Source organism: Streptomyces sp. NPDC030820 (assembly GCF_055572075.1).
Genome location: NZ_JBVIEB010000017.1, coordinates 80,956 through 105,821, shown reverse-complemented (window position 1 = coordinate 105,821; position 24,866 = coordinate 80,956). Strand labels below are relative to the sequence as shown.

Sequence of the window (24,866 nt, the reverse complement as noted above, 5' to 3'; positions counted from 1 at the left end):
ACCATGCGCACCGCGTTGTTCGTCACCTGCTTCAACGACACCCTCTTCCCCGACACCGGCCGGGCGATGGTCAGGCTGCTGGAACGGCTGGGCTGCACCGTGGACTTCCCGCTGGGGCAGACCTGCTGCGGCCAGATGCACTTCAACACCGGCTACCAGCGCGAGTGCGTGCCGCTGGTCCGCCGCTTCACGGAGGTCTTCGACGGCTACGACGCCGTCGTGACCCCCTCCGGCTCGTGCGCCGCCATGGTCCGCGAGTACCACGGGCGGGTGGCCGAGGTGGCCGGCGACACCCGGCTGGCGGCTGCGGTGCGCCACACCCCACCGGTCTACGAGCTTTCTGAGTTCCTGGTCGACGTTCTCGGCGTGGTGGACGTCGGGGCTTACTTCCCTCACCGGGTCACCTACCACCCCACTTGCCACACGCTGCGGATGCTCAAGGCGGTCCGCCAACCTCTGGCGCTGCTGCGGGCCGTACGCGGCATCGACCTGGTGGAGCTGCCGTCGGCCACGGAGTGCTGCGGCTTCGGCGGCACCTTCGCGCTGAAGAATGCCGACACCTCGGTGGCCATGTGCGCGGACAAGGTCCGGCACGTCCTTGGCACCGGAGCCGAGGTGCTGTGCGCCACGGACAACTCCTGCCTGATGCACATCGGCGGCGCCCTGACCCGGCTGCGCACCGGTGTGCGCACCCTCCACCTCGCCGAGATCCTGGCGTCCACCGAGGACGAGCCGGCGTCCGCGCCCCGTACCGCAGAAGGGGTGGCCCACCGGTGAACGGCACGACGTTCCTCGGCATGCCGGCGTTCCCCCGGGCGGCGCGGGACGCCCTCGGCGACGCACAACTGCGCCACAACCTCGCCGAGGCGACCCGCACCATCCGCGACAAGCGCGACGAGGCGGTCGGCGAGCTGCCTGACTGGGAGGAGCTGCGCGAGGCCGGACGCGCACTCAAGGAGCACACCCTGCTCCACCTGGACCGCTACCTCCTGCAGTTCGAAGAGCAGGTCACCGCCGCGGGCGGCACGGTGCACTGGGCCCGCGACTCGGCGGAGGCCAACCGCATCGTGGCGGACCTGGTAAAGCGGACCGGCCGGAACGAGGTGGTCAAGGTCAAGTCGATGGCCACCCAGGAGACCGGCCTCAACACCGCGCTGGAGCAGGCCGGCATCCGGGCGTACGAGACGGACCTGGCCGAACTGATCGTGCAGCTCGGCCAGGACCGGCCCTCGCACATCCTGGTGCCCGCCATCCACCGCAACCGCGCGGAGATCCGGGAGATCTTCCGCCGCGAGATGGGCACGCACGCAGCCGGCGACGACCTTGGCGATGCCGGCATACTCGGCGACGACCCGCAGGAGCTCGCCGAGGCGGCCCGGCGGCATCTGCGGGAGAAATTCCTGCGCGCCGAGGTGGGCATCTGCGGCGCCAACTTCCTGGTCGCCGAGACCGGGACGGTCGTCGTGGCCGAGTCGGAGGGCAACGGGCGCATGTGCCTGAGCCTCCCGCAGACCCTGATCTGCCTGGCCGGCATCGAGAAGGTCGTTCCGCGCTGGCAGGACCTGGAGGTCTTCCTCCAGCTGCTGCCCCGCTCCTCCACGGGCGAGCGGATGAACCCCTACACCTCGACCTGGACCGGGACGGCCGACCAAGACGGGCCCCGGGAGTTCCACGTCGTCCTCCTCGACGGCGGGCGCACCGCAACCCTGGCCGACCCGATCGGCCGGCAGGCGCTCAACTGCATCCGCTGCTCGGCCTGCCTCAACGTCTGTCCGGTCTATGAGCGGGTGGGCGGTCACGCCTACGGGTCTGTCTACCCCGGCCCGATCGGCGCGATCCTCGGCCCCCAGCTGCGCGGCACCGCCTCCCCGGTGGACCGCTCGCTGCCCTACGCCTCGACGCTGTGCGGTGCCTGCTACGAGGTCTGCCCCGTCAAGATCAACATTCCCGAGGTCCTGGTCCACCTGCGCGCCCGCGTGGTGGACGGCCAGCGTCGGCGCCGGCTCCCGGGACCGGAACGGCTGGCGATGGCGGCGGCACGCTGGACGCTGTCCTCCCCCCGACGGCTGGCCGGGGCGCAGCGCATGGCGGCCGCCGCGGCCCGGCTGGTGCGCCACAACGGGCGGATCCGCCGACTGCCCGGGCCCCTCGCGGGGTGGACCGACGCGCGCGACCTGCCGGCTCCCGCCTCGGAGAGCTTTCGTACCTGGTGGAGGAGGACGCACCCGTGACGGCTTCATTTCCTTCGGCCGCGCGCGAGGAGGTACTGGCCCGCATCCAGCGCGCGGTAGGCGACTCGTCCGCGGTCGAGCAGAGGTACGCGCAGGTGCCGCGGGGCTACCGCAACGCGGGCGGCGCGCAACGCCCGGGGGAGGCCGGCTCCCCACAGACGGTCGCGCTCTTCCTGGAACGCCTCGCCGACTACGGCGCGTCGGCACGCCTGGTTGACGCAACCGCCGCGCCCTCCGCGATCGCCGAGGCGCTCACCGGGCGGGGCGCCGGCACGGTGGTGGTCCCGCACGGGTTCCCCGAGCCCTGGCGCGCCGGCCTGGCCGGGGTTCGGGTGCTCGGCGACGACCCGCCCGTCGACCTGGACGCGCTGGACGCCGTCGACGGTGTGCTCACCACCGCGGCCACCGGCGTCGCGGCCACCGGCACGTTTGTCCTCGACGGCGGCCCGGGCCAGGGACGCCGGGCGCTGACCCTGGTGCCCGACTACCACCTGTGCGTGATCCCGGCCGACCGGATCGTGCGCTCGGTGCCCGAGGCCATGGCCCTCCTCGATCCGGTCCGGCCGCTGACCTTCGTCTCCGGCCCGTCGGCCACCAGCGACATCGAGATGAAGCGGGTGGAGGGCGTACACGGCCCGCGCACCCTCGAGGTCCTGGTCGTCGCCACCGAACCGCCGCCCGCAGACCACCGGCCGATCGACGACCCTGCGGAGTCGTGATGTCCATCCGTCATCCTGTGCGTCACCTCGGACCGGTTGTGGCCCGGCCCGAGCCGATCTCACGAGCCGAGCCGGCCTCCCGGCCGGACCGGCCATCGCCCAGACAGCGACGCAGGTTCCGCGGCGATCCGCCCCCGGGCTGCGTGGCAGTGTGCGCGATGCGGGCCGAGTGCCGCGCGGCCGCGCTGGCCCGGTCGTTCACCACCGCCCAGCTCAGCCGGTGGCACGTGGGGGACGAGGTGGCCGACGCCGCCCGCATCGTGGTCTCCGAACTCGTCACCAACGCTGTGCTGCACAGCGGCGCGACCGGGGTGACCCTACGCCTGGACTGTACCGCGGAGAAGATCGTGATCCGTGTCCAGGACGACGGGATCTGGCGGGAGCGGACCACCGCATACCACTACGACCCGGCCGGGCAACTCGCCGAGAGCGGCCGAGGTCTGCACCTGGTGCATGCGCACGCCACCGACTGCGGCGTGCAGCGCACCCCAGTGGGCTCCTGCGCCTGGGCATGCCTGCCCCGGCCGGGGAGGGAGCGATGACCCCGCAGATGCCTGGCAGGCCCCCTTTCAACCCCGGCGCAGCGCACCGGGCGCGCTTACTGCTGCGCATGCATCCCGCACAGGTGGCAGCCGTGATGGGAGCCGCCTACGGCCTGCACGTGTCGCCGCTGACCGTGACGCGCTGGGAATCAGGCCGGGAGGCGCCGACCGAGGAGGAACTGACCGCCCTGGCAGGGGCACTGTGGTGTTCGATCGGCGATCTGATGGCCGCGCCACGCACCGCACGCGAGCACCGGCTGGCCGCCGGGAACCCAGCCGCTGACGTCGCGCTGCGGCTCGGCATCACGCCGGCGGCCTACGAGGAGATGGAACGAAGCGAGCGCTGGCAACTGACTCGGTCTCAGGCCGCCTTGCTCACCGAGATGCTGGCGCTGCCGCTTGCGGCCCACCTCGAAGTGACCGGTCAGGCCGGACGACTGGCCGAGCTGCTGCGCCGTGCGGTCACCACCCGCTGGCAGGGCTACGTGCGCCCGGTCCACCGCCTGGTGCCCCGCCCGCGCCCCCGCATCGAAGGCGCCCTTCACCACCTGCACGCCGACTACCAGTCCCTCACCGGCACCCTCGACTGGGGCGCCGGCACGATCACACTGAACCCCGGCGAGGAGGCCCGGGCCTTCTTGGAGGGGATCGTCGAGGTGTTCTGTCGAAGACTGGAGGCCCGGGGGACGGCGTAGGCGCCGTGGCAGAGCGGTCCACTGCCCTGCATCAATACCTTGGCCAGCCGCGGGGACGTTGGCGGAGGTCTTATAAGTAGCACGGTGGTTCCTGCTGGCGGGGTCAGAGCTCTGCGGAACTCGGCGGTGCGGCTGGGTAGTACCAGTGGCTGCCCGGCTGGTGGTGCCTCGTTGATGGCATGCAGCGCCTCGCCCGGACGACCTCGGGCCCACAATAAAGGTCGTTGCCCGCTGTCGAGGCCCGTGAGAGCATCAAGGTTCAATGGTCTGCCTGCTTTCTTTTGCGTTTCGCGACGTGAACGAAAGAGGGCGGGCCGTTGCCATGTCCACGGTGTTGAGCCATCCATCAAGGTCTGCGAATGACGGGTACCATTTGATGTACACAACAGAGCTGAGGGAAGCCTGTGTCGAGGATGCGAGCAGCGTTTTGGTGGCGTCTTTGGCGTTGCAGGACGATGACTTGGTCCGGGACTTCTTCGGATCGGTGATCACGCCGGAGGATCTTGCTTCTGGCGCGCTCGACCTGACACAGAAGACCGTCTATCTGTGTGGCGACATATCCGGGATCAGTAGCCGTCAACTGAACGAAGCTGCCCGGGTGTTCGTCGTCCGGGAGCTATCACACGACTATCACGAGGATGCTGGCCAGCCCTGGAATCCCGTCGATCTCGGCCGAGTTCCCGTCCGCGTGCACGGCGTCGGCGTGTACTACCGCCGCTTTTTCGAGATGGGTGCCGATCATTTCGGACGGATCCGTGCGGAGCACGCGTTCCAGTCCCTGACGGAGTCCACCAAGCCCGGAACGGCCCATCGCAGAGGGATCTACCTGACGCCCGTCACGCGGGAGGGTGACGAACTGCATTTCCGTCTGCTCAGGTGCTCCACGAATCTCTCTGGGCCGACCGAGAGCTTTGGGCCGACCGACACGCACATCGTCGAGGAGCTGAACCGCGAGGCCGATGCCGTTTTCCGGGATCAGGCACCGCTGAATCACGTTCTTGCCCAGATCTACCACAACACCCGTGCCACAGCCGAGCGCAAGCAGTCCAAGGCCAAGATCTCGGCCCATGCCGACAAGACCAAGGACATGCCTGTCAATGGCGTCATGGCCTTCTGCACCTTCTATGACCGGCTCGACGGTCTGCAGCCCCTGGCCGAAGACGCTTTCGACTACGGTGTGAGGGAGGTCAGCGGGCTGACCAGACTTCACTTCCGCCTCAAGGAGGCGACCGAAGAACGCGACGGGATGGTGCTTCCCCCGCAGTTCACCCTGACGCTCTATCCCGGCTCCGTGTTCTTCATGCCGTTGTCCACCAACCGCCTGTACACCCACGAGATCCGGCCCTCGGCGCTGGACGCCGACCTGCTCCCGACCCGCCTGGGGTACGTGGTGCGCTGTTCGAGCACCGAGGCCGTTCACAAGAACGGACACACGTTCCTCAAAGTGGCCGGAGACGTGGTGCGGCTGGAGCCGCCCACCCAGGCCGGCATGGACGAGCTGCGCAGGCTGTACGCCGAGGAGAACAGGACCTCGTCTTTCATAGATTACGGCGACGAATTCCTCTTCAGCATGAACACGGGAGACTACCTTGCCCCCCGAGCCTAGAATCCCGGACGAGATCCTTTCGTACGCTTTTCCGGCCGAGGAGAACTTCTTCGCCGAGCTGTCCGCTTCAGTTCGTTGGGAGGACGTAGGAAAAGGCCGCCGAGGCGCCGTGCTCACCAAGGTCGACGAGGCGGGTGGGGTGCCTCTCGTACGCACCACCACGCGATACGGCAGTCCGACACAGCGTTTCCGGACGGTGCACGAACGGCTGGCGCGGCAGATCCAAGAACACGTGGGGGTTTCGGTCGGCTTCAACAACGCCCTCATCGAGAGCTACACGAATGCCTACACCACCATGGGGAGCCATTCTGACCAGGCTCTCGATCTCGCCGATGAGTCGTTCATCGCCGTCTTCTCCTGCTATCAGCATCCCGAGGCGGGCCTGCCACGACAGCTGATCTTCGAATCAAAGGAGGGTGGTGGCGAGAAGTTCGAGATTCCCCTCGCCCATAACAGTGTCGTCGCGTTCTCCGTCGACTCGAACCGGCGGTTCAGACATAAGATCGTATTGGACGTGTCCGCCCGGGCGGCAGACAATCAATGGCTTGGTGTAACTTTTCGGACGTCGAAGACCTTGGTCCGTTTCCGCGACGGGCATGCACACCTCCCGCAGGGTGCGCGCCTCATGGCGGCCGACGAGGAGCAGAGACACGAGTTCTACCGGCTACGACGCCGTGAGAACGATGAGACGGACTTCGTCTACCCCCTGCTGACGTACACCATCAGCGAGAGCGATCTGATGCCGCCCGTCTGAGCTTGAGGTCATTCGAACGGCTCTCCAGGGTGCTTGAGTCGATGCAGACCACCAGAACGGATCCAATTTGGACCGTGTCCTACGTGGTGAGGCAGACGATTCGTTTGTAGCAGCACATGGCTGCAGTGAGCCCGAGAATGGCCAGACACCTCATGATGCTAAGAGTCAAGCTGCGGCGGCGAGTGGGACTGGGAAGGCCGTCTGCTCATCGAATAGTTTGTGCTGCTGCAGGCAGCGGTAGAGCTGGCCAATCATGCGGTTAAGACGTCGTCTCATTTGGCGAGTCTGCAGTAGCAGATGAGGCTGCAGGCGATGGCGGTGAAGGCGAGGTAGTGCTCGGTCTTGCGCTCGTAGCGGCGGTGCAGGCGGCGGCAGCCGGCGAGCCAGGATATCGTGCGCTCGATCGTCCAGCGGTGTCGGCCCAGTCGGGTGGAGGACTCGATGCCTCTGCGGGCGATGCGGTGCCGGATGCCTCACCTGCGGAGCCATCGACGCAGGTCGTCGTAGTCGTACCCCTTGTCGGCGTGCAGCTTGGCGGGCCGTCGTCTGCGCGGCCCGCGGCGCGAGCGGATCGGCGGGATGCCCCTGACGAGTGGCTTGAGTGCCTGGCTGTCGTGCAGGTTCGCGCCAGAGATGCCGATGGAAAGGGGTAAACCGGTTCGCTCGGTGATCAAGTGGATCTTTGAGCCCTTCTTGCCCCGGTCGGCAGGATTCGGACCTGTCAGTTCCCCCCTTTCAGGGCCCGCATGTTCACCGAGTCGATCGCGCAGCGCGACCAGTCCAGGTCCCCGCGTGACCCTGGTTCGTCGAGGATGACGCGGTGCAGCTTCGCCCAGACCCGGGCGGCGGTCCACTCGGTGAAGCGCCGGTGCGCGGTCGGCCCCGATGGACCGAAGACCGGCGGCAACTGCCGCCAGGTGCAGCCCGTTGTGGCCACAAAGATGATCGCCGCGCGGACCTCACGGTCACCGTACCGGCGTCGACCGACCCCCACCCTGCGGTCGAGACGGAGCGGGCGGCACAACCCGCTGGAACGGGTCGTACAGCTCGTCCGGCACCAAGCGTTCCACGATCAGCACGAGCCCAGACTACCGACGAGGCGAAATGAGACGACGTCTTAAGCGATGAGTTCACCGTCCTCGAACGGTCTACCCAGCGACACGACCGTTCTCGACAGGAGTGCCATGTCCACCATCCAGCCAGTGATCGTGACTGCCGACCTGGACGTTCTGCTCGACTTCTATACGAGGTTGTTCGGCGCTGAGGAGATCTTCCGGGTACCAGCGGAAGGCCCGGTCTTCTACCTCGGCTTGCGCATCGGCGACACCGACCTCGGGCTGGTGGCCAAGGCGAACCCGGGGACTGGGCAGGGGGCGCGGATCCTGCTCAGCATCGGTGTCGACGACGTCGACGAGACGCTCGGCCAGGTGGCGGCGCTGGGCGGCTCGGTCCGCGGTGGCCCCAACGACATGCCGTGGGGACAGCGCGTCGCGCACATCCAGGACCCCGACGGCAACCCGGTGAACCTCACTCAGCCGTTCCCGGCCCGGTGACGCTGTTCCGCGGTGCTTGTGCTGGTCGTGGGCTACCTGCGGTAGCGATCAATTGCCGGTAGTGGCCTCGATGTCCGTCAGCGAGCAGCGCGCGAAACAGGTGGGTGGCGCGGCGGGGTCCGTACGGAGGGCGTGTGAGCTGGGGTTGTGGCTTCTGTACTGAGAGGGGCCGGGCTCGTTTGAAGGTAGCTTCAGCACCCAATCGCCTGGTGTGTTTTTGCGCTGGTCAAGGCTGTTTGTGCTGCTGGGTGGGGTGGGTTGGCGGGTTCGTGTGCCGGGGGGGCGGTGGGTTTCGGCGAGGTGGTCGAGGCGGATGGCTTCGAGTGATGCCTTGCTGACTTTTTCGGTGCCGTCGCAGATGGCGGCTTTGAACGCCGCTTTGAGGCCCGGCTCAGGTAGTTGACCGACAGCGTCGGTGTCCGATCGTGGCCTACTGGTCCTCGCGGGCCCACTCCACTCCTACCGATCCTCCCGTTCAGCAGGAGGCGGTGTACGGCACGTTGCGCACGTAGGTCCGCCATTCGGACAGTGACAGGCCGGTGCCTGTCCGCCGACAGACCTCGAATGCCACCCGGTCGGGAGCGATCTCGTAGCGTTCCAGGGGTACATGTTGGCTCGAGACGTACAAGGTACGGTCGTCCTTGTGGAATGCCAGCGCCATGACGGGGCCTCCTGAGCTGTAGAGAGCCGCGCCGATCGCCAGTCTAGTCGTGACGTCCCACAGCTGAACGCGGCCGTCAGCCGTTCCCACGGCCAGAGTCCTGCCGTCATGGGAGAAGGCCATCGCTGAGATCCCCTCGGAGCCGTCGCCGTCCGACGACACAGCGGAGCCGATGGGCAACTCACCCAGTCGCCGCCAGGTACGGCGGTCCCAGAGTGTGACCCAGCCGGAATCGTCACCGGCTGCCAACCGCTCGCCGTCGTGGCTGAGGGCCACCGCTGTGGGTTCTCCTTGAGTAAGGCTGCGATGCGTGGCCTTGCCCGATGTGAAGTCGATGACTTTCCCGTCCGGGGTCACCAGCAGCCGACCGTCATCGGGCGTGGCGAGGGATTCCCCGTAGACGTGTGGCCATCGGCCCGTTCTGACATGACGGCGTATGTCCCATCTCTCGATCCGATCACTGGACAGTGACAGCAGCGCGGTCCGCCTGTCACCCAATGCCAGCGCGTCGATGTCCGCCACTGCGCCGGTTGGTGCCGGGACGCGGAAAGTGGTCCGCGCTGTGGGATGGCGGGTGTCGACGACATGCAGCGTCAGTTCGTCGTCGTCTTCCTCCCAGGCGCCGGAGAAGTAGACGAGGGCCCGGCCGTCGGGAGAGAACGCCGTCCTGTCCGTGCAGCCCGGCTCCTCTTGGTCTTCAAGGGGGCAAGCCGCCGTGGGTAGATGATCGGCGAGCACCGTGTCGTGTACGACGTCAATCAGCCGCAGGCGATGCTGGCCGCCCGACTGCCGTGCAACGGCAAGCAGCCCCCCGTCCGGGCTGAAGGCGGCGCTCGTCGTCACGTCCTCGCGGTAGCCCGGCCGCAGGGCGTGGCCGAGCGAAAGCGACCACACTGTGGTGCTCGCGCCACTCGACACGTACCGGATCAGACCGTCGCGCCGGTCGAGCTGCAGTTCTGTGGAGACCGGAGCCGTCACAGCGGCCCGGAACAAGGGCGTCTGCGGTGCGTCGAGCCTCCACAGGGCCATCTCCCTGTTGTCGGAGGCGATGGCCAGCCGGCCGTCCGACGTGTACGCCGCCGTCTGAAGACCGCGGTGTTCGATGCGGGTGCGCGCTTTTCCCGAAGGCACGTCCCAGATGCGGATGCCACTGTCGGTGGCGATCGCCAGTTCGTCGCCGCCCGGAACGAAACGGATGCCCGCGGATGGGCACTGATCGCTGTGCAGCGCCGTCCATGGGCCCGGCGACCGACGGTGCGTCTCGACGTTCCAGACCTCGATTCTGTTGTCGGAGCAGAGTGCGAGGAATCGGTCGTCGGCACTGACGTCCGCGTCGCCGGGGAGCATGGCGGCCACGGCGACGGCTTCGTCGCTGCCGCCGGCGGGGTCGTTCAGCCCTCCTGCGCTGGGCGCCTTGCCAGCCTGGAACAGCAACTTGTGGCGGCGTACGTCCCACAGTCGCGCCACGGAGGCAGTCCCGGTTCCGGTGGCGGACAGCAGCAGGGTGCGCCCGCTGGGGCCGAAGGAGGGCGATGCCACTTCGACGTCCGGCAGCCGCCCGGTGCGTCGGCCCGTGCGCACGTCGTACAGGTTCACGTACCGACCGGTGGCAGCCGCCAGGGTCCGTCTGTCCGGTGAAAGAGCGCTCCTCATGGGGGTCGGCCCGTCAGCCACCGGGATGGGGAAGGAAGAGAGCCGGCGATGTGCGCGCACGTCCCATCGCGTGACTTGGCCGCTCCGGACGGACACGGCGAAGCGTCCGCCATCACTGAGGTAGGTCGCGTCGGTGTCGGAAGACCCCGGTATCCGGAAGGCGTCCTCGTTTCCCTGGGCCATGGATGCCAACAGTGCCGAACGAGTCTCCGGAAGGTTGGCTATTTTCCAGGCCGCGAGGCTGAGCCGCATTGCGATGGTGGGCTCGGACGAACGCAGGCTTTCCGCGACGGCCGCGACCCGGCGGGCTTCGTCCTGGACGCGTTGGCGCTGACCGGCTTGGTTCTGCTGCCAGGCAACCAGGCTGGCTGTCAGCGCCAGGACGACCAAGCACGACAGGGTCACGACGAACGTACGCAGCCGCCTGGTGGAACGTGCTGCCGACTGTTTCTCCTGGTCGCGAGCCGCGAAACCGGCGGACAGGAATGACTGTTCCAGTGGGGTGAGGTGAGCGTGCCGCTCTGGTGCCGCGAACGCCTCCTGGGCGATGGCCAGCCGAGTACCTCGGTAGAGGGCGCCCGGGTCGCGGTCGAGGTCCTGCCAGGCTCGTGCGGCCTCGGTCAGCTGGCGGTGGGTTCGTATGCGGTCGCGTTCGGCGTCGATCCATCCGCTCAGCCTGGGCCACGCGCTGATCAGGGTCTCGTGGGCGAGGTCCACCGTTTCGTCGTCCAGGATGATCAGCCTGGCGTGGGCCCATCGTTCCAGGACCACATCGGCATCGGCTTGTGCGCCGTTCGGTGCGCTGCTGACGAGCTCGCCGCGATCGGTGGGCCGTCGGGTGTCGGGCGTGCCGTCTCCAGGGGTGATCAGCCGCAGCAGCATGTGCCGGGCAAGGTCGGCCTGCGCGGGGGTGAGCTTGCCGAAAGTGTCTTCGGCGGTGCGGGCGATGGCGCCTTGCAGGCCGCCGGCCGCTTCATACGCCGCTTCGGTGAGGGCACGGCCATTGCGGCGGTACCAAGTCTCCAGGAGGGCGTGGGACAACAGCGGGAGCGCACCGGGTTCGCCGGAGACCTCTTCGATCAGCCGCGCTGTCAAAGAGCGTTCGACGATCATCCCCGCGGCCTGGGCGGGTTTGGTGATGGCCTCGCGTAACTCGTCGCGGCTCATGGGGCCGGCCAGCACGGTCGCGTCCTGTAACGCGGCGGTCAGGGCGGGGTGTTCGGCGCAGCGGCCAAGGAAGTCGGCCCGGACGGCGATGACGACGCGTAGTCTGCTCCCGGGATCGATGGCGTTCAGGAGGCGGTCGATGAACTGGTCGCGCTCGGCGGGGTCGCGGCAGAGGGTGTAGAGCTCTTCGAACTGGTCCACGATCAGCCACGTGTCCCCGTCGCCGTCCTTCGGGGTCAGCCGCTGTTCATGGGTGCGCAGGGGGTGCTCGCCAGGAGTGAGGACGCGCAACGCGGCCGGCTGTGGGCCGGCCGGGTCGGGGCACGGAGGCGGGGGATGAGGCCGGCACGCAGCAGAGAGGACTTGCCGCTGCCCGACGGACCGAACACCGCAGTGAACCGACGGGAACGCGTCAGCTCGACGAGACGGCCGGTGAGTTCGTCGCGGCCGAAGAACAGATTGGCGTCGCCCGGCTCGAAGCGGGCCAGTCCTCGATACGGTGGCGCAGCATCCTCATTCTCGGTACGCGGCTCGGCCGCCGCCTCCGCAGCCGCCTCACGCCACCGCGCCTCCCAATCTTCCGGGTTCCCACCGCAGGCCTGGACGTAGGCGAGGACTACCGGGAAGGTCGGCAACCGTTCGCCGCCAGCAGCCTGGGACAAAGTGCTGGCGCCCTGGCCCGTGCGCTTCGCCATCGACCGGTACGTCGGGCTGCCGGCTTCCGCCCGCAGCTTGCGTAACTCGGCAGCGAACCGTTCAACCGGCCCAGCGCTTGGGTCCAACGGGCTTTCCGGACGTCCCGCCATGGACAACTCACCTCCCGCGTCCCGCTTCCCCCGTGGACGCGGCACGACCGCTCGCACGCTACGCACGCCCGCGACGGAAGTGCAAACGTGATGCGCCTTCTTTGGTCAGCGCTACAGCCATGCCCGTGACCTGCGACGCGGCCATTGATCAGGGTGGCTGAACCGGCTGCCCATTCAATTCCTGGGCCGCTGAACTCGGTGGTGCAAGCCGACGGCATGGGCTACCGCTCACCGCCTTCATCGACCGCACAGGAGCGGAACATCCACCTCATGAACGCTCGCCCAGCGCATTGTTCTCGCCGTCTCCACGGCCGTCCTCGGAAGCGGGCTCGCATTCGGCGGTGCCAGCGGCGCTGCCGCAGTCCCGCACGCGGCTGCGGGGACCGCCGCTCAGCCGCACCAGGGCAAGGCCAACACGGCCGCTACTGCCAGGTGTGGTTCTAGGAGGACTGACACCGCAATGACCGCTTCTACCCGCTGAACCGCAACACCGGCTGGAAGTACATCAGCTCCAGGCACCTGCCGACCATGAGTTCGGCCAAGTGGTGCTGATCACTCTCCGAGTGCGCGGCAATGGCCCGACCTCCCACGGGGGAGAGGCCGGACCAGCATCACACCCCGCCCACACACAGCACCCGTTGTCGCGTTCGACACCGGCACAAACGACAAGCGAAACCTGAACGGCACAGCTCATCCACGCGCTGTCCCCACGCCTCGTTGGGAGAGGTGGCATGTCCTTGCGTACCTTCTATCGCGCCGCTGTCGCAGTGACGGCAGTGAGTGTCCTGTCGCTGTGCGAGATCGGCACCGCGTCCGCAACCGGCAAGGCATCGGCCTGGTACATGGGCGCTGAAGCTGGGCGGGTGAACTACTGGAGCAGCACGGACGACTTCCGGCTCTCCGACACACTGTGCGATGGCCACTCCGTATACGCGCAGTACCAGAGGGCGGGGGCCAGTACGCGGACCCTGCGCAACGACAAGGGCTGTCACACCCATGTCGACTTCAACCGCAGCTTCACCAACGGGCAGACGATCAAGTACCGGGTCTGTGTGAACGTCCCCTTCGAACGCGACAACTGCAGCAACTGGAAGTGGGACACCACCGGCTAAAACGGATTCACTGCCGGACAGGCCGGCTGAGCCGCCGGCCAAGCCCTGAGAGCGCCAGGCGCTCATGCGACATCCCATTCCCCGGCGCCCGGCGTCAACTCGAACTGGCGATGCTGTGCCCGTGCGGTCCGCCGCAGGGGCGCACAGCCCGTCCCAGCCCCGCACGCCCATGGACAAAGGAATCCAGACATGAACCCATACAAGCGCCCTGATGAGATGCTGGAATTCGACGAATACGTCCGCACGCGGCACGACGCTCTGCTGCGCAGCGCCCAACGCCTTGTTGCCGACCCCCTAGACGCCCAGGACCTGCTGCAGACCGCCCTCTTACGCACGTACCTCCGGTGGCAGGGCATAGCGGACAAGCAGCTCGCGGACGCCTACCTGCGCCGCGTCATGATCAACACACGCACCGAGTGGTGGCGCTCCCGCAGGCTCAAGGAGCTCCCCACCGAACACCTCCCGGACACATCCATCACCGACTGCGCCGAGCAGCACGCGGACCGCGTCGAGCTAATGGACGCCCTCAAGGTGCTCACGCCTGTGCAGCGCAGCGTCGTCGTACTGCGGCATTGGGAGCAGATGTCCACCGACGAGACGGCCACCGCCCTCGGCATGGCGCCCGGAACGGTCAAGAGCACTCTGCACCGGGCACTCGCCCGGCTCCGTCAGGAGCTTCAGCGCCGCGACCCCGACTCTGCTGCGGCGACCGCTGGCCGTGGATGCCCGCCGGCCAATCGCCGGGCTCGATGATGCGCGGGATGCACCGCATCCCCGGCGCCAACGATGTCAGGCGTTTGGCGTGGTCAGCCGCCGTTGTTGGCGCGATGGCCTCATGGAGAAATACGAGGACAGCGAAACGACGTCTGCACGCTGCACGTCCCGGTCCTGGCCATCATCGACAGCGATCACCCCGCGCTCCTCGGTCTCCTCGACGCCTACGTCCTGGTCACACTCGCACCGACGCAGGACCCCTCCAAGGTCCAGGTGACCGTAGCGGAGCGCGACTTCGGCGCGATCGGCTCGGCATACCTGCGGCCCGACCTGCTGCACGCCCGCTTCCTCGACGCCGGAGCCGCACCCCTCGACCACACCCACAGCCCGACGCCCTCGCCGGCCACCGGCGGCACGGCCGCTCTGGAACTGGCCGAAGCCGCTCTTCCCTACACGTCCGGCGGACACCAGGGGATTCCCGCCGCCCTCACCCACGAACTGGCGGCATGGCGCACCGCAGTCGCGGGCGGCGACCAGGAAGCCCTGAAGGTGATTTTGCCGTCGTTGCTCCAGGCTGCCGCGGCGGTCTCCCGGATGCCGGACACCGCTGAGGGACACCGCCTAGCCGCCGCGCTGCAGGCCTACAGCACACCCGTGTCCGTCGACACCGCCGCAAGTGCTGCTGGGCAGGCAGCTGCTGCCGGTGCCGCAGTCCACGCCCCGGCAGACCGCGGGCAGGTCGAGGACGACGTGGCGGAGGACGAGGAAGACGGCCAGAACAACCTGGCGCCGGGGGACGAGGAGGACGAGCCCAAGGACCACGTCTTCCCCGCACTGAGGATCCTCAAGCCGCGGGGCCCGTGAGGTGGCGGCGGCACTCATGCTCCTTCGCGCGAAGGAGTACCTGGCGGAGGGCGAGGTCCCGGCGGCCCGCGAGGTGCTCGAACAGGCGATGACGCAGCTCCGCGCCCTCGCCGACGACGCCCCGGATTCCAACGAGCCCAGACTGTTGGAGGCCCTCTACTACGCCTCGCTCACCGCGGCGAAGCAACAGGACACAGGGCCGGCCCTGGCGTACAGCGCGGAGGCGACCGCGATCGCACGACGACTCACCCGGGCCGACCCGGACAGCCTGCCGGGCCTGGCCCATGTCCTCCTCGCAAACGCCGCCGTCCGAACTGAGGTCGAGGCCGAGCCAGCCATCGCAGTCGAGTCGGCCCGAGAGGCGCTGGCCATCTTCCAACAGCTCGCGAAGCGCTCCCCGGTCTCCTACGGGGAGGACGTGGAAACCGCGTCCCAGATCCTCAGCGACGTGCTGCGCACTCTAGGCGATCGCTGAACGGCAGGTAGAGTACCGGGGCCGGGAGCTACTGATACGAGCGGGATGCGGCGACCTGGAACGACGAGACCGACCAGTGTGCAGCTGACGCTGGCGACTATTCGCCAAACCCCTCATGGTGACCTGCGGGCGTGGCCCCGACGCGATGAGGCCCTCGCCCCTTCTCCTTCCCGACCATGCCCGGTCAACGCTGATACAGCGTCCAGGATGTGCTCGGACCGTCCAACGTCTCTCTGAACTTCCAAATTCACTATCCACTGGGAGCTCGAACCGTCGCATTGAGTAACCGACTTCGACGGCATTCAGCGTGTGGGAATATTGCTCGCCGTCAGCACCCTGGGCGCTCCGAGCCGCAGGCGGTAATTCGGCCGCCCAATACTTAGCTAGCTTTCGCTCGACTCTTAGCGTGCTTTTGCGTGAACCGATCTTCTGTAGCCTTCGCCCATCCGCGGAATGCAAGACTGATTGCGCTTCCTACCGCGAGGTAGATAATGACGTCGGAGTACGAGAGCGCATCCGGTCCATTTTTGGATTTGACGATGTCCACGACTTCAATGATTATTGTTAGGTTGAGTGAGAACAGGTATAGCCAGAAGAGCAGGCGGGCGAACCGTGCCATGCGTGACTTTAGCGGATCCAGCAAGAGGAACCGGTGCAGATACATGGCCTTTTTTCGTTGAGCGGCGATCATCTGCCGTTCGGCTGATTTAAGGCATTTATCCAGCCAGTCAAGGGCTCCTTGGGTGTCGCTCGGCTGTCCAAGAATCTGTCGGGTCTTCACCCAGTCATTGATAAATTGCACCTGTGCTGCGGCGTGCCGCAGTTGCTGATCGGCGCTCTTAGCATTCCGGGAGTCCTTGATTGCGAGGCTAATACCGCCGACCATCGCTGAGCCGACTGGTACCGCAAGTGCTGAGAGGAGGATTTCCCACCACTTGGTCATCAGGTTGACTCTCCTTCGCGGTGAACATCGACGGCGCCCTATGCAGACAATATCCACGTCAGCCATGTCGCCACTATGACGGATGTCGAGAGGACACGCGGCTGTGACACTGCGTGGCGATCGGGGGACGTTGCGGGGAGGCCGTCGGTCACCGCGATCCCGGGGTCGCTGTGCTCGGTCATGAACGGCTCGATCTCCGGGAGGGTGTCGGGTGTGAAGTCCGCCTGGTAGCCGGAGCTGTTCAGGGCGCGGGCGATCCAGGCCGCGCTCGTGGGCACGTCGTGCGGAAGCGAGGCCACCGCTGGGTCACCTGATCTTTGTGCTGCCGCAGGTGAAGGTCGTTTCTTGAAGGAGTTCTGGTGTGATGCGCACGCTGGTCAGAAGCTCGGCCAGCGCGAACGCTGCTGGTGCGGATAGGTTCTCCGCGGTGTCGGAGGTCTCCTCCCAGAACTGGAAGCCGATGTCGTGCATGGCCTTCAGCAGTTCGTCGGGGGTCGTTCCCCATCGGCTGTCGGGGAATCCGGGCTCGAAGGCCAGGCGGTTCGTCGTGTCCTCGGCCCAGAGAAACGAGTCGACGCCGTTGACGGTGACGAAGTGCGAGACCCAACTGTTGCCGGCGGATGCCGGCAGGGCTTTCTCTTCGGTGACGCCGAGATAGCCATTGGGCTCGATCAGCAGCGTCCAGTCTTCGATGGTCGTCATGGCGATCAGCTGCCGGGTGTCGTCGGATTTGAGGAGGTTGAAGGCCGCCTCTACTATCTGCTCTGCCCCGGTCTGCGGAGGCTCCTCACGCCCCTGGAGGCGGCGGAGAACCTCTGAAGGCGGCAGGCTGTGCACCAGCGTGAAGCAATATGCCTCTGCGAGCTCGGGGAAGCGCTCCTCGAACCACACGTAGTCGGCAGCAGTCGAAGTCATGCCCGATATCCTCGCTGATGCCACTGACATCGGTGGCTAATACTCCAGCTGGAGGTAGTGATCTTGCTGGTCGGGGCCGGTGCGGAGACGGGTGCGACCACCGTTGATCATCGTGAGTTGTGTGGACTAACGACGAGACGGTGGCCGCGGGTCACAGCATAGATCCCGCCCGTTGGCGGGAGGCGTTCGAGGTGGCCATGGGCCAGATCGCGGGCCGGTTCGCCCGAGTCGAACCACGGCTGCGGGCCAGACGGTTGGTTTTGGGCTTGCTGTCGGACTTGCCTCGCAAGAACTGCTGGACGATCGCGGAGTGGGCCGGGGAGGGCAGCCCGCACGGCATGCAGCATCTGCTGTGCCGTGCCGTCTGGGATGCCGATGCCGTCCGCGACGATGTGCGCGAATACGTCGTTGAGTACCTCTACGACGAGGCCGCGGTGCTGGTCGTCGACGAGACCGGCGATGTGAAGAAGGGCACTCACACCGTTGCCGTCCAGCGCCAGTACTCCGGCACGGCCGGGCGGGTCGAGAACTCGCAGGTCGCGGTCCACCTTGTCTACACGGGAGCCCGGGGCCACACGGCGGTCGACCGGGAGCTGTACATCCCGCGCTCCTGGACGTGCGACTCGGATCGCTGCCAAGCGGCAAGACTGGGCAAGGACACCGTCTTCGCGACCAAGCCGGACCTGGCCCGCACGATGATCGAGCGGTTCCTTGACGCCGGACACCGCGTCGACTGGGTGACCGGAGACGAGGTCTACGGCGGCGACCCGAAACGGCGGACGGCGCTGGAGGAACGCGGCATCGGCTGTGTCCTCGGCGTGGCCTGCTCGGCCGAAATGACCACCGGTGCAGGCGCGTTCCGCGCCGACGTCCTGGCCCAGAAGGTGCCGAAGAGTGCCTGGCGGAAGCTCTCGGCCGGACGCGGCGCAAAGGGGCAGCGCTTCTACGACTGGGCCGTCATCGACCTCGTCGAGCCGGCCCCGGGCCGACGTCAGTCGCTGATCCGCCGCAACCGCACCACCGGCGAACTCGCCTGCTACCGCTGCCATTCCACCGAGCCCACACCCCTGGCTGTCTTGGTCAAGGTCGCAGGCTCCCGGTGGCGTGTGGAAGAGACCTTCCAGGCCGGCAAGGGGCTGGTGGGGCTCGACGAGCACCAGGTCCGCCGCTATCCCTCCTGGACCCGCTGGGTCGCCCTCGCGATGCTCGCCCACGCCTTCCTCGCGGTCCTCCGCGCCGAGGAGCACGCACGCAACCCTGCTCCGGAGGTCCTGGTCCCGCTGTCCTGCAACGAGATCCAGCGCCTGTTCATCACGGTCACCGTCCGGCCCGTCCACGACGTGGCCCACCGGCTCGGCTGGTCTGACTGGCGGCGCCGCCACCAGCAGCGATCACGGGCCAGCCATTACCGGCGACAAGCCGCATCCCGGACATGAAGATCACAACAGTATTGGACGGCGAAAACCCGAACGGCTACGGCGGGGCTGGGCGGAACGGGGGAGCAAGCTAAATGAACCTCTCGGGGCGAACTGGGGAGCGTCGCGCCCAACTGGCATCGCGCCGGTCGAAGACTGATCGGCGCGCGCTACCCTCTCGGCCATGTCAGAGACCAGGCGGAGACTGGTGCGGGCCTTTTGGGCCGTGGACCGCCTCCTTGGCGGTGAGCGCCCACCAACACGCACACAGAAGTTCGCGGCCCGGCATCCGGTCGTCATGTCACTTCTGACGGGAGCAGTGTGGGCTACCTACTTCCTGTTGCTCCCAGACGTGCAGCCGTCGGACTACGTCATCGCGCCAATCGGCAGCCTTCTGCTCGGCGGGATCTTCGGGCTCACGGCGCTGTACGAGAGGCGTCGGCAGCGTCGTCTGCGACGGCTGGGGCTGTGGGACGGCTCATGAGAGAGCCATCCAAGGTCACGATCTACAGCTGGAGTACCAAGCCTTTATTGGTGCGGCCGACCTGGCGGCCTGCTCGATCTTTGCGCAGTAGGCTGCACGGGCTTCCTCGTCGATCTGCTTCTCGTGTTCGGGGCGCATCCCGGTCCGGCCGTCGAGGCCCTCGCGCAGGATATCGGCGTGCCCGGCATGCCGGTTGGACTCGCCCAGGACATGGACCATGACGGCGAACAGGTTCGTGTTGGGATAAGGCTCCGGCCACCACGGCACGTGGCCGGGGGCGTCGAGGGGAAGCTCATTGATCGTCGCGTCCGAGTGTTCCCACGTGTGCCGGTAGAACCCGATGATCTGATCGCGGGTCTCGTCCTCGGTCGCCCACAGATCGCTGCCGTTGTAGTCCTGCCACCGGGGCAGCGGTTCCGGGGAAGGGCGGTCGAAGACCTCGCCGAAGTACCTGGCCTCGACGGTGGCCACGTGTTTGATCAGGCCGAGGAGGTTGGTCCCGGTCGCTGTCAAAGGTCGGCGGGCGTCGTATTCCGACAAGCGGTCGAGTTTCCAGAGCAGCGCCTTGCGGTCCCGCCGCAGTCTCCCGTGCAGGTTGTCTTTCGCGAATTCATCGATCATGCGGCATGAGCCTGCCATGGGCTGCTTGTGGTCTCAAGATCCCGTACGTGGTCCTCAACGACCGGCAGAGCCGAGGCCTGGCCATGGCCGCCGCCCTGATCTGCTAGCTCGGACAGCGGCACCGGACGGGGGGGGGAGAAGCAGCGGTAGAAGGCGAGTTCGCCGCTTCGCCGGTTGCGGCGGATGAGCAGCCACCAGTGTCCAGGCCGTCCCTCGGGTCCGGTGATGTCGAGTTGGGCCCAGTCGTAGTACCGCTCACCTTTGGCGCCTGCTCCGGCCGACATTCGCTGCCAAGCCTGCCGAGGGATCCGCGGAACCAGGGTTCTGGCCTGGAACTTTCCTGCGCGCCTGGTGACTTGGTGAGTGCTGGAGACGGCCAGCACGTAGCCGATCGGTCAAGCTTCCAGAGCTGAGCGAAGATGCGGGTTGTCGCCGTAGACCTCGTCGCCCGCGACCCACCGGGCGGGCAGTTCCCGCGTCCAACGCCCGCAGGATCATTTTGGCGGCGAGCTGGGGTTTGGTCGTGAAGGAGAGGTCGGTCGGGGATGCCTGCGGCCCGGCAGCGATCAGGGTCGTCGGTCCACGAGTTTGGAACGTAAAGGGCCCGGTCTACAGCGGCGTGACCGTATGCTGCTGAGTAGACCAGGTAGACGGCGACCTGGGCGTTCTCGATCCGGCCGGCGGTGCCGGTGTACTGGCGCTGCACGCCGACTGTTGCGGCGCCCTTCTTCAGGTCACCGGTCTCGTCGACCACGAGCACGGCCTCGTCGTCGCGAAGGTGCTCGACCACATAGGCACGCAGGTCGTCACGATCGCATCGGCGTCCCGCTTCGCGCGGTGAAGCAGGTGCTGCATGCCGTCCGGGCTGGCATCCCCCGCGTGCTCGGCCAGGGTCCAGCAGTTCTTGCGCGGCAGGTCCGACAGCAGCCCGAGTACCAACCGCCTTACCCGGTGCCGCGGTTCGACCCTGGCGAACCGGCCTGATATCCGGCTCATCAGGCCCTCGAACGCTTCCTGCCATCGGGCAGGTACTACGCTGACGGCCGAGGCCACCGCGTGACCATTGGATGTCCACACAACACCTAATGATCATTGGCGGCCTCACCTGCTTGGACGCCACCGGAACCAGTAGTTGAGCCCCTCAACCTGGTAGCGGGCACCGGCGGTGAACCGCGTCTCGCCCACAAGCCGACGCGCGTCGTCCGGCACCTGGCGGTGCGGGGCCAGCAGCAGTGTCAGTTCGTCGTAGCGGGCGTCGATTCCCCCATGGCCCGGATGGCTCTCAGGCGTGACCGTCCCGGCCTCACAGCGCTGGTTCCACCGGGCGAAGATTGCCCACTGCTCGCGCTCCAGCTGCACCGCGGCCTCGCTGGCGGGCCAGACACGGTACTCATCAGCCTGGTCGCCGAGGTATTGGCCATAGCCATCGAAGTAGTGGGGTATCCCGCCGATGTCAGCAAGGCCAATGCGCGGTCCGTCGTACCACTCCAACTCGACGTACACGCGCTCGAAACCGTCCGCGATCAGCCGCGCTTCGTCCCAGGTCTCAACCACACGCGAAGAGTACCGACGAGCGACCTTCACACCCATGATCACGATCTACGGCTGGAGTATTAGGGGACGCGTGAGCGAACCTGGCGGGGAGGCTCTGTCCCAACTCCCCTACGCACGCTGGGCATTGGCCTCGGTCGTTGCGCTGACCGTGCCTCAGGTGGCTAGTCCCGGATCCCCAGGTCCTCCCGCATCAATGTCCGCATCGCCACCAGCCGGGGCTCCGCCTGCTTGACCTCGGCGAGCAGGCGCTCGACACTCTCCCCGTCACGCGCGAGGCCGCGGTCGATGCGCTTGGCCGCCGCGTCTACCTCCGCGAGGACCTTGTTGAGTTCCCGCGACGCCTCCATGATCCGCAGCGGGACGATCATTTGGGCGGCCGCGTAGCGGTCGCGATACTCCCTGCGGGAATCCTCGAGACGGGTGCGGTCCTCCTCGATGTAGACGCCGTCGCGAATGCGGTGCAGGGCGTCCTTGAGCAGCGTGTGGAACTGTTCGGAGGCGCGGTTCATGGCCGTGTACGCCTCTCGGCGTTCCTCGAACGACCGTCTACGATCGGCGAGTTCGACCTCGATGGCGCGTTCGCGGGCGTTGAAGCGTTGCGGGAGCACCGCGCCGAGGAGAGCCCCGCCGAGGCCCGCCGCCGCGGTGATCGCGGTCGCTATCGCGTCTGACATGCGCGGACCTTATCGTGATCCTCCCGCCTCGTTGCCCGTCGCCGGAGGCGGGAACTACCGCATGATGTTCAACCGCGCCAACGAACTCCTTGGATCCAACTGGACCCTCCACGACCTGCGGCACACGGCAACGTTCCAGATGCTCGACGACCCGGACATGCCGCCGGCCTACGTCCAGCACATCCTCGGCCACAAGTACTGCGGGCGCACCGACGATGCTGTTGGGCCGCCCGGTCCAGGTGTATTGACCGGCGGCGTTGTGTGCACGGCCGACCAGGATCGGCCTCCGAGTGCCGGCCGGCCCCGCGGCAGGCACGAGTCGCCCACGGCCGGTCGCGGTCATCGAAGGCAGGGTCAGTACTGCGGTGACGGCTCGGAGTTGCGGTGGATCTCCCGCAACCCCGACAGGGTGGGTTCGACCATGGCGACGCCGAGGGCGTTGGCGTATGCCTCGATCGCGTCCTCGGTCCACAGGCCGCTGTTGCCGAGCTCCTGGGAGGCGGCATCCTGACCCAGCCGTCGGGTGTCGAAGCGGATGGCGCCCACCACCGTCCCGGACGAGTCGCGCAGCTGCGCCGACCGGAACGTGTGTGCGGCATCACCCAACGAGTCGGGCACGTGTGCGAACAAGGTCGGTACGGTGGCGCCGTCCATGCTGACGGCGAAAGACAGGTCGTCGGGCCTGTCCGTACCGGTCACGTCCAGGTGGACGAGCTGGTCGAAGTAGTGGTGGAAGCGGGTGTTGCCCCGGCCGCGTCGGTCCCACATGCGGATGCTTTTGGCCGCGTTCCGTCCCGTTGCGGTGACGGCCAGCTCGATCGTGGCATCGGCACGGACGGGATTGCCGGGTGTCAGGGCGATGTCGAATACTGTGAGCGCGAGCGTCTCACCCCCGAGCAGCATGCAGGTCCGCCAGCCGAGCGCGACGACCGACGCCAGCCACTGGCCGCCCGACGCCAGCAGCCCGTCGAACAGGCTTGCCATCACCGCAGCGGTCTCCGGCGTGGTGTCGGCGAGACCGCGGTAGAGACGGTCGATGCGCTCGTCGAGCGAGTCGGGGGGCTCCGGGGCACCGAAGGAGGACGTCGTGGCGAGTGCCTGCATCAGGGCGCCATGAAAGATGCCGGGGCCGAACCGGCTGACTCCGTCGTTGATCCATGACGGCCACCCCGACTTGTCCGGCCCACCGGACGCGACCAGTCCCTCCATGAGGGCGACCACCGTCGTAGCCGCCGCACCCGCTTCGTCGAGAATCGGATACTCGGGTGACACCAGAAAGAATCTCTCGCCGTCGCCCGCCCAGAATTCCTGCCGTGCCCCGGACCGGGTGGCGAGTCGCAGGTCGTACAGATGGGTGTCCTCAGGGGGCTCGGGCACGGGTTCCAGCCCGGACACCGACACGGTGACCGGATCCTGTTCCGGGCCCGGGCCGCGGCACAGCAGCAGACTTCCGGTCTCCAGGATGCCGATGCCGTCCTCACTGAGCGTCGGGACCTGCCACGCGAGGGCTTCCGGCTCCACCGCCAACACTTTCGGGGGAAAGCCGAAGGGGTTCACCGGCGCCGCGTTCAGAAACGGATGGGTGGTGGTGAACACGGGGCTGCCGCCGCCCGTCAGCCGGTAGAGCGGACGACCGGAGCGCAGGGGCCGGGCAACGTACGCCACTGTGGAGACGCCGTCCCGGGTCAGTACGGTGTCTCCGCGCTTCACGTCCCGCAACGGGACGGCGCGGCCGGCTTCGTTCAGCACCTGGGTGTCGCCGGTGAAACAGGAGCCTCCCGGCGGTCGGCGGTAGCGCGTACCTGGCTGACTGTTCGCGGTGAACTCGTAGCAATTGCCGTTGGGCATCGAGGCGGCCATGCCGCCGCCCGTCGGGATGTACGTCGTCTGGGCGATCGGGCCCGCGCACTCGTTCCGGATGTCGGCGAGATCGACGTTCGGCTTGTCCCGCAGCTCTTCCGCATACGTGCGCCAGCCCTGCCGGTTGACCGTGGCGGGAATCGGCAGCCCCGCGGCCGCGAGCTCATCGATCAATGTGTCCACCTCGGCGTCCGACGCGCCCAGGGCGATGTACTTGGCGTACTGGTTGAACATCTCCCAGTCCGGGCTGGTCCACATACCCGCCTGGTACCACAGCTGCCGGTTGAGCACGTTGCTCAGCAACGAGTCGTGGAACTGCTGCTTGGCGGTGTCGGGGTTCACCTGTTGCAGCAGGGTGGTGAGGGGTGTGTACGCGACCGCCAGGACCTTCGCATAGGCGCGCGAGGAGCGTGCGCGCAGGTCGGCGTTGAAGGACGCGACATCGCCGTTGATCTTGTCGGTCAGCATCTGGCCGCGGATGTCGCTGCCCAACTCGGCGATGGCCTGGCACAGTACCGCGACCGAGAAATCAATCCACCATGACGGGCCAAGGCCCGTGTCGGTCACCAGCGACAGCAGCGAGTCGGGCTGCCAATTGGGGAAGAACACGCTTCGGAACGCCGGGCCGGTACCGAACATCTGCGAGTAGTTCCCGGGCAGAGCGCTCTGCGTCTTGTTGACGTAGAGGGTGTGCAGACGCCGACCGGCGCTGTAGTCGGGCATCAGGTTGACGATGGATTCGATGACCGGGTCAACGGCTCCCGACAGTGTGACGGCCGGAGGTGATACGGCGATGAACATCAGACGGCTCTCCCTGCGCTTCTTGTCCGACAGCGGGGTCGAGCCGG

At 67.3% G+C, this 24,866-nt stretch carries 21 protein-coding genes and 2 pseudogenes; 13 read left to right on the top strand and 10 right to left on the bottom strand.

Going from position 1 to position 24,866, the window contains the following annotated elements:
- The first annotated feature begins 3 nt into the window (after positions 1-3).
- From ACZ418_RS36040 to ACZ418_RS36010, 7 genes are all read left to right on the top strand, one after another.
- Entirely contained in the window at positions 4-777 is a 774-nt protein-coding gene (locus ACZ418_RS36040; RefSeq protein ID WP_468371506.1) for a (Fe-S)-binding protein, read from the top strand.
- A 20-nt stretch (positions 778-797) separates the two neighbouring features.
- Positions 798-2,231: a LutB/LldF family L-lactate oxidation iron-sulfur protein gene (locus tag ACZ418_RS36035; protein WP_468371504.1), complete on the top strand. Its 1,434-nt coding sequence runs from the start codon at positions 798-800 to the stop codon at positions 2,229-2,231.
- A complete protein-coding gene (locus tag ACZ418_RS36030) occupies positions 2,228-2,950 on the top strand; it encodes a LutC/YkgG family protein (protein WP_468371400.1) in 723 nt (240 codons plus the stop codon). The genes ACZ418_RS36035 and ACZ418_RS36030 overlap by 4 nt, the downstream gene beginning before the upstream one ends.
- Positions 2,951-3,108: 158 nt before the next feature.
- The gene (locus ACZ418_RS36025; protein WP_468371399.1) at positions 3,109-3,492 is read left to right on the top strand and encodes an ATP-binding protein; all 384 of its coding nucleotides are present in this window, start codon (positions 3,109-3,111) and stop codon (positions 3,490-3,492) included.
- A 68-nt stretch (positions 3,493-3,560) separates the two neighbouring features.
- Complete coding sequence (locus tag ACZ418_RS36020; RefSeq protein ID WP_468371397.1) at positions 3,561-4,187, top strand: helix-turn-helix domain-containing protein; 627 nt, start codon at positions 3,561-3,563, stop codon at positions 4,185-4,187.
- 376 nt (positions 4,188-4,563) lie between these two features.
- Positions 4,564-5,793, top strand: coding sequence for a hypothetical protein (locus tag ACZ418_RS36015; protein ID WP_468371395.1), 1,230 nt, complete (start codon positions 4,564-4,566; stop codon positions 5,791-5,793).
- A complete protein-coding gene (locus ACZ418_RS36010; RefSeq protein WP_468371393.1) occupies positions 5,777-6,547 on the top strand; it encodes an alpha-ketoglutarate-dependent dioxygenase AlkB in 771 nt (256 codons plus the stop codon). Before ACZ418_RS36015 ends, ACZ418_RS36010 begins: the two co-directional genes overlap by 17 nt.
- Before the next feature lie 272 nt (positions 6,548-6,819).
- Here the strand turns inward: ACZ418_RS36010 and ACZ418_RS36005 are convergent.
- A pseudogene (locus ACZ418_RS36005) lies at positions 6,820-7,620 on the bottom strand (IS5 family transposase).
- A 111-nt stretch (positions 7,621-7,731) separates the two neighbouring features.
- Between ACZ418_RS36005 and ACZ418_RS36000 the strand changes: the two are divergent.
- Complete coding sequence (locus ACZ418_RS36000; protein ID WP_468371392.1) at positions 7,732-8,100, top strand: VOC family protein; 369 nt, start codon at positions 7,732-7,734, stop codon at positions 8,098-8,100.
- A gap of 475 nt (positions 8,101-8,575) precedes the next feature.
- Here the strand turns inward: ACZ418_RS36000 and ACZ418_RS35995 are convergent, their stop codons facing one another.
- Complete coding sequence (locus tag ACZ418_RS35995; RefSeq protein ID WP_468371391.1) at positions 8,576-11,872, bottom strand: WD40 repeat domain-containing protein; 3,297 nt, start codon at positions 11,870-11,872, stop codon at positions 8,576-8,578.
- A complete protein-coding gene (locus ACZ418_RS35990; RefSeq protein WP_468371389.1) occupies positions 11,818-12,387 on the bottom strand; it encodes a helix-turn-helix domain-containing protein in 570 nt (189 codons plus the stop codon). The genes ACZ418_RS35995 and ACZ418_RS35990 overlap by 55 nt, the downstream gene beginning before the upstream one ends.
- Before the next feature lie 731 nt (positions 12,388-13,118).
- On the opposite strand from ACZ418_RS35990, the gene ACZ418_RS35985 reads away from it, so the two are divergent.
- From ACZ418_RS35985 to ACZ418_RS35970, 4 genes are all read left to right on the top strand, one after another.
- Positions 13,119-13,499, top strand: a complete 381-nt coding sequence (locus tag ACZ418_RS35985; protein ID WP_468371388.1) for a hypothetical protein — start codon at positions 13,119-13,121, stop codon at positions 13,497-13,499.
- Between the two features lie 189 nt (positions 13,500-13,688).
- Positions 13,689-14,252, top strand: coding sequence for a SigE family RNA polymerase sigma factor (locus tag ACZ418_RS35980; RefSeq protein ID WP_468371387.1), 564 nt, complete (start codon positions 13,689-13,691; stop codon positions 14,250-14,252).
- A 66-nt stretch (positions 14,253-14,318) separates the two neighbouring features.
- Positions 14,319-15,077 (top strand): hypothetical protein, encoded by a 759-nt coding sequence (locus ACZ418_RS35975; RefSeq protein WP_468371385.1) that lies wholly within the window; start codon positions 14,319-14,321, stop codon positions 15,075-15,077.
- A 16-nt stretch (positions 15,078-15,093) separates the two neighbouring features.
- Positions 15,094-15,552, top strand: a complete 459-nt coding sequence (locus tag ACZ418_RS35970; protein ID WP_468371384.1) for a hypothetical protein — start codon at positions 15,094-15,096, stop codon at positions 15,550-15,552.
- Between the two features lie 379 nt (positions 15,553-15,931).
- Here the strand turns inward: ACZ418_RS35970 and ACZ418_RS35965 are convergent, their stop codons facing one another.
- Positions 15,932-16,495: a hypothetical protein gene (locus ACZ418_RS35965; RefSeq protein ID WP_468371383.1), complete on the bottom strand. Its 564-nt coding sequence runs from the start codon at positions 16,493-16,495 to the stop codon at positions 15,932-15,934.
- A gap of 306 nt (positions 16,496-16,801) precedes the next feature.
- Positions 16,802-17,410 carry a DUF6461 domain-containing protein gene (locus ACZ418_RS35960; protein ID WP_468371382.1) on the bottom strand — a complete coding sequence of 203 codons (609 nt, stop codon included), beginning with the start codon at positions 17,408-17,410 and terminating at the stop codon, positions 16,802-16,804.
- Between the two features lie 197 nt (positions 17,411-17,607).
- On the opposite strand from ACZ418_RS35960, the gene ACZ418_RS35955 reads away from it, so the two are divergent.
- Positions 17,608-18,846, top strand: coding sequence for an IS701 family transposase (locus ACZ418_RS35955; protein WP_468371380.1), 1,239 nt, complete (start codon positions 17,608-17,610; stop codon positions 18,844-18,846).
- A 478-nt stretch (positions 18,847-19,324) separates the two neighbouring features.
- On the opposite strand, the gene ACZ418_RS35950 is transcribed toward ACZ418_RS35955, so the two are convergent.
- The 5 genes and pseudogenes from ACZ418_RS35950 to ACZ418_RS35930 all read right to left on the bottom strand — a co-directional run bounded on the left by ACZ418_RS35950 (position 19,325) and on the right by ACZ418_RS35930 (position 24,819).
- Positions 19,325-19,930, bottom strand: a complete 606-nt coding sequence (locus ACZ418_RS35950) for a DinB family protein (RefSeq protein ID WP_468371378.1) — start codon at positions 19,928-19,930, stop codon at positions 19,325-19,327.
- A gap of 89 nt (positions 19,931-20,019) precedes the next feature.
- A pseudogene (locus tag ACZ418_RS35945) lies at positions 20,020-20,926 on the bottom strand (IS701 family transposase); the annotation flags it as partial.
- A 105-nt stretch (positions 20,927-21,031) separates the two neighbouring features.
- On the bottom strand, positions 21,032-21,484 hold the full coding sequence (locus tag ACZ418_RS35940) for a hypothetical protein (protein ID WP_468371377.1): 453 nt from the start codon (positions 21,482-21,484) through the stop codon (positions 21,032-21,034).
- A 161-nt stretch (positions 21,485-21,645) separates the two neighbouring features.
- On the bottom strand, positions 21,646-22,158 hold the full coding sequence (locus ACZ418_RS35935) for a hypothetical protein (protein ID WP_468371375.1): 513 nt from the start codon (positions 22,156-22,158) through the stop codon (positions 21,646-21,648).
- A gap of 354 nt (positions 22,159-22,512) precedes the next feature.
- Positions 22,513-24,819: a Hint domain-containing protein gene (locus ACZ418_RS35930; protein WP_468371374.1), complete on the bottom strand. Its 2,307-nt coding sequence runs from the start codon at positions 24,817-24,819 to the stop codon at positions 22,513-22,515.
- Positions 24,820-24,866: the final 47 nt, after the last annotated feature.

Excerpts from the sequence above, each read along its gene's own strand:
- ACZ418_RS35960 (WP_468371382.1), bottom strand. The coding sequence starts at position 17,410 with ATGACTTCGACTGCTGCCGACTACGTGTGGTTCGAGGAGCGCTTCCCC.
- ACZ418_RS35985 (WP_468371388.1), top strand. The coding sequence starts at position 13,119 with ATGTCCTTGCGTACCTTCTATCGCGCCGCTGTCGCAGTGACGGCAGTG.
- ACZ418_RS35990 (WP_468371389.1), bottom strand. The coding sequence starts at position 12,387 with ATGGCGGGACGTCCGGAAAGCCCGTTGGACCCAAGCGCTGGGCCGGTT.
- ACZ418_RS36035 (WP_468371504.1), top strand. The coding sequence starts at position 798 with ATGCCGGCGTTCCCCCGGGCGGCGCGGGACGCCCTCGGCGACGCACAA.
- ACZ418_RS36040 (WP_468371506.1), top strand. The coding sequence starts at position 4 with ATGCGCACCGCGTTGTTCGTCACCTGCTTCAACGACACCCTCTTCCCC.
- ACZ418_RS35970 (WP_468371384.1), top strand. The coding sequence starts at position 15,094 with ATGCTCCTTCGCGCGAAGGAGTACCTGGCGGAGGGCGAGGTCCCGGCG.
- ACZ418_RS36020 (WP_468371397.1), top strand. The coding sequence starts at position 3,561 with ATGCATCCCGCACAGGTGGCAGCCGTGATGGGAGCCGCCTACGGCCTG.
- ACZ418_RS35955 (WP_468371380.1), top strand. The coding sequence starts at position 17,608 with ATGGGCCAGATCGCGGGCCGGTTCGCCCGAGTCGAACCACGGCTGCGG.
- ACZ418_RS36025 (WP_468371399.1), top strand. The coding sequence starts at position 3,109 with ATGCGGGCCGAGTGCCGCGCGGCCGCGCTGGCCCGGTCGTTCACCACC.
- ACZ418_RS35930 (WP_468371374.1), bottom strand. The coding sequence starts at position 24,819 with ATGTTCATCGCCGTATCACCTCCGGCCGTCACACTGTCGGGAGCCGTT.
- ACZ418_RS35950 (WP_468371378.1), bottom strand. The coding sequence starts at position 19,930 with ATGATCGATGAATTCGCGAAAGACAACCTGCACGGGAGACTGCGGCGG.
- ACZ418_RS35980 (WP_468371387.1), top strand. The coding sequence starts at position 13,689 with ATGAACCCATACAAGCGCCCTGATGAGATGCTGGAATTCGACGAATAC.
- ACZ418_RS36015 (WP_468371395.1), top strand. The coding sequence starts at position 4,564 with ATGTACACAACAGAGCTGAGGGAAGCCTGTGTCGAGGATGCGAGCAGC.
- ACZ418_RS35965 (WP_468371383.1), bottom strand. The coding sequence starts at position 16,495 with ATGACCAAGTGGTGGGAAATCCTCCTCTCAGCACTTGCGGTACCAGTC.
- ACZ418_RS36000 (WP_468371392.1), top strand. The coding sequence starts at position 7,732 with ATGTCCACCATCCAGCCAGTGATCGTGACTGCCGACCTGGACGTTCTG.
- ACZ418_RS35935 (WP_468371375.1), bottom strand. The coding sequence starts at position 22,158 with ATGTCAGACGCGATAGCGACCGCGATCACCGCGGCGGCGGGCCTCGGC.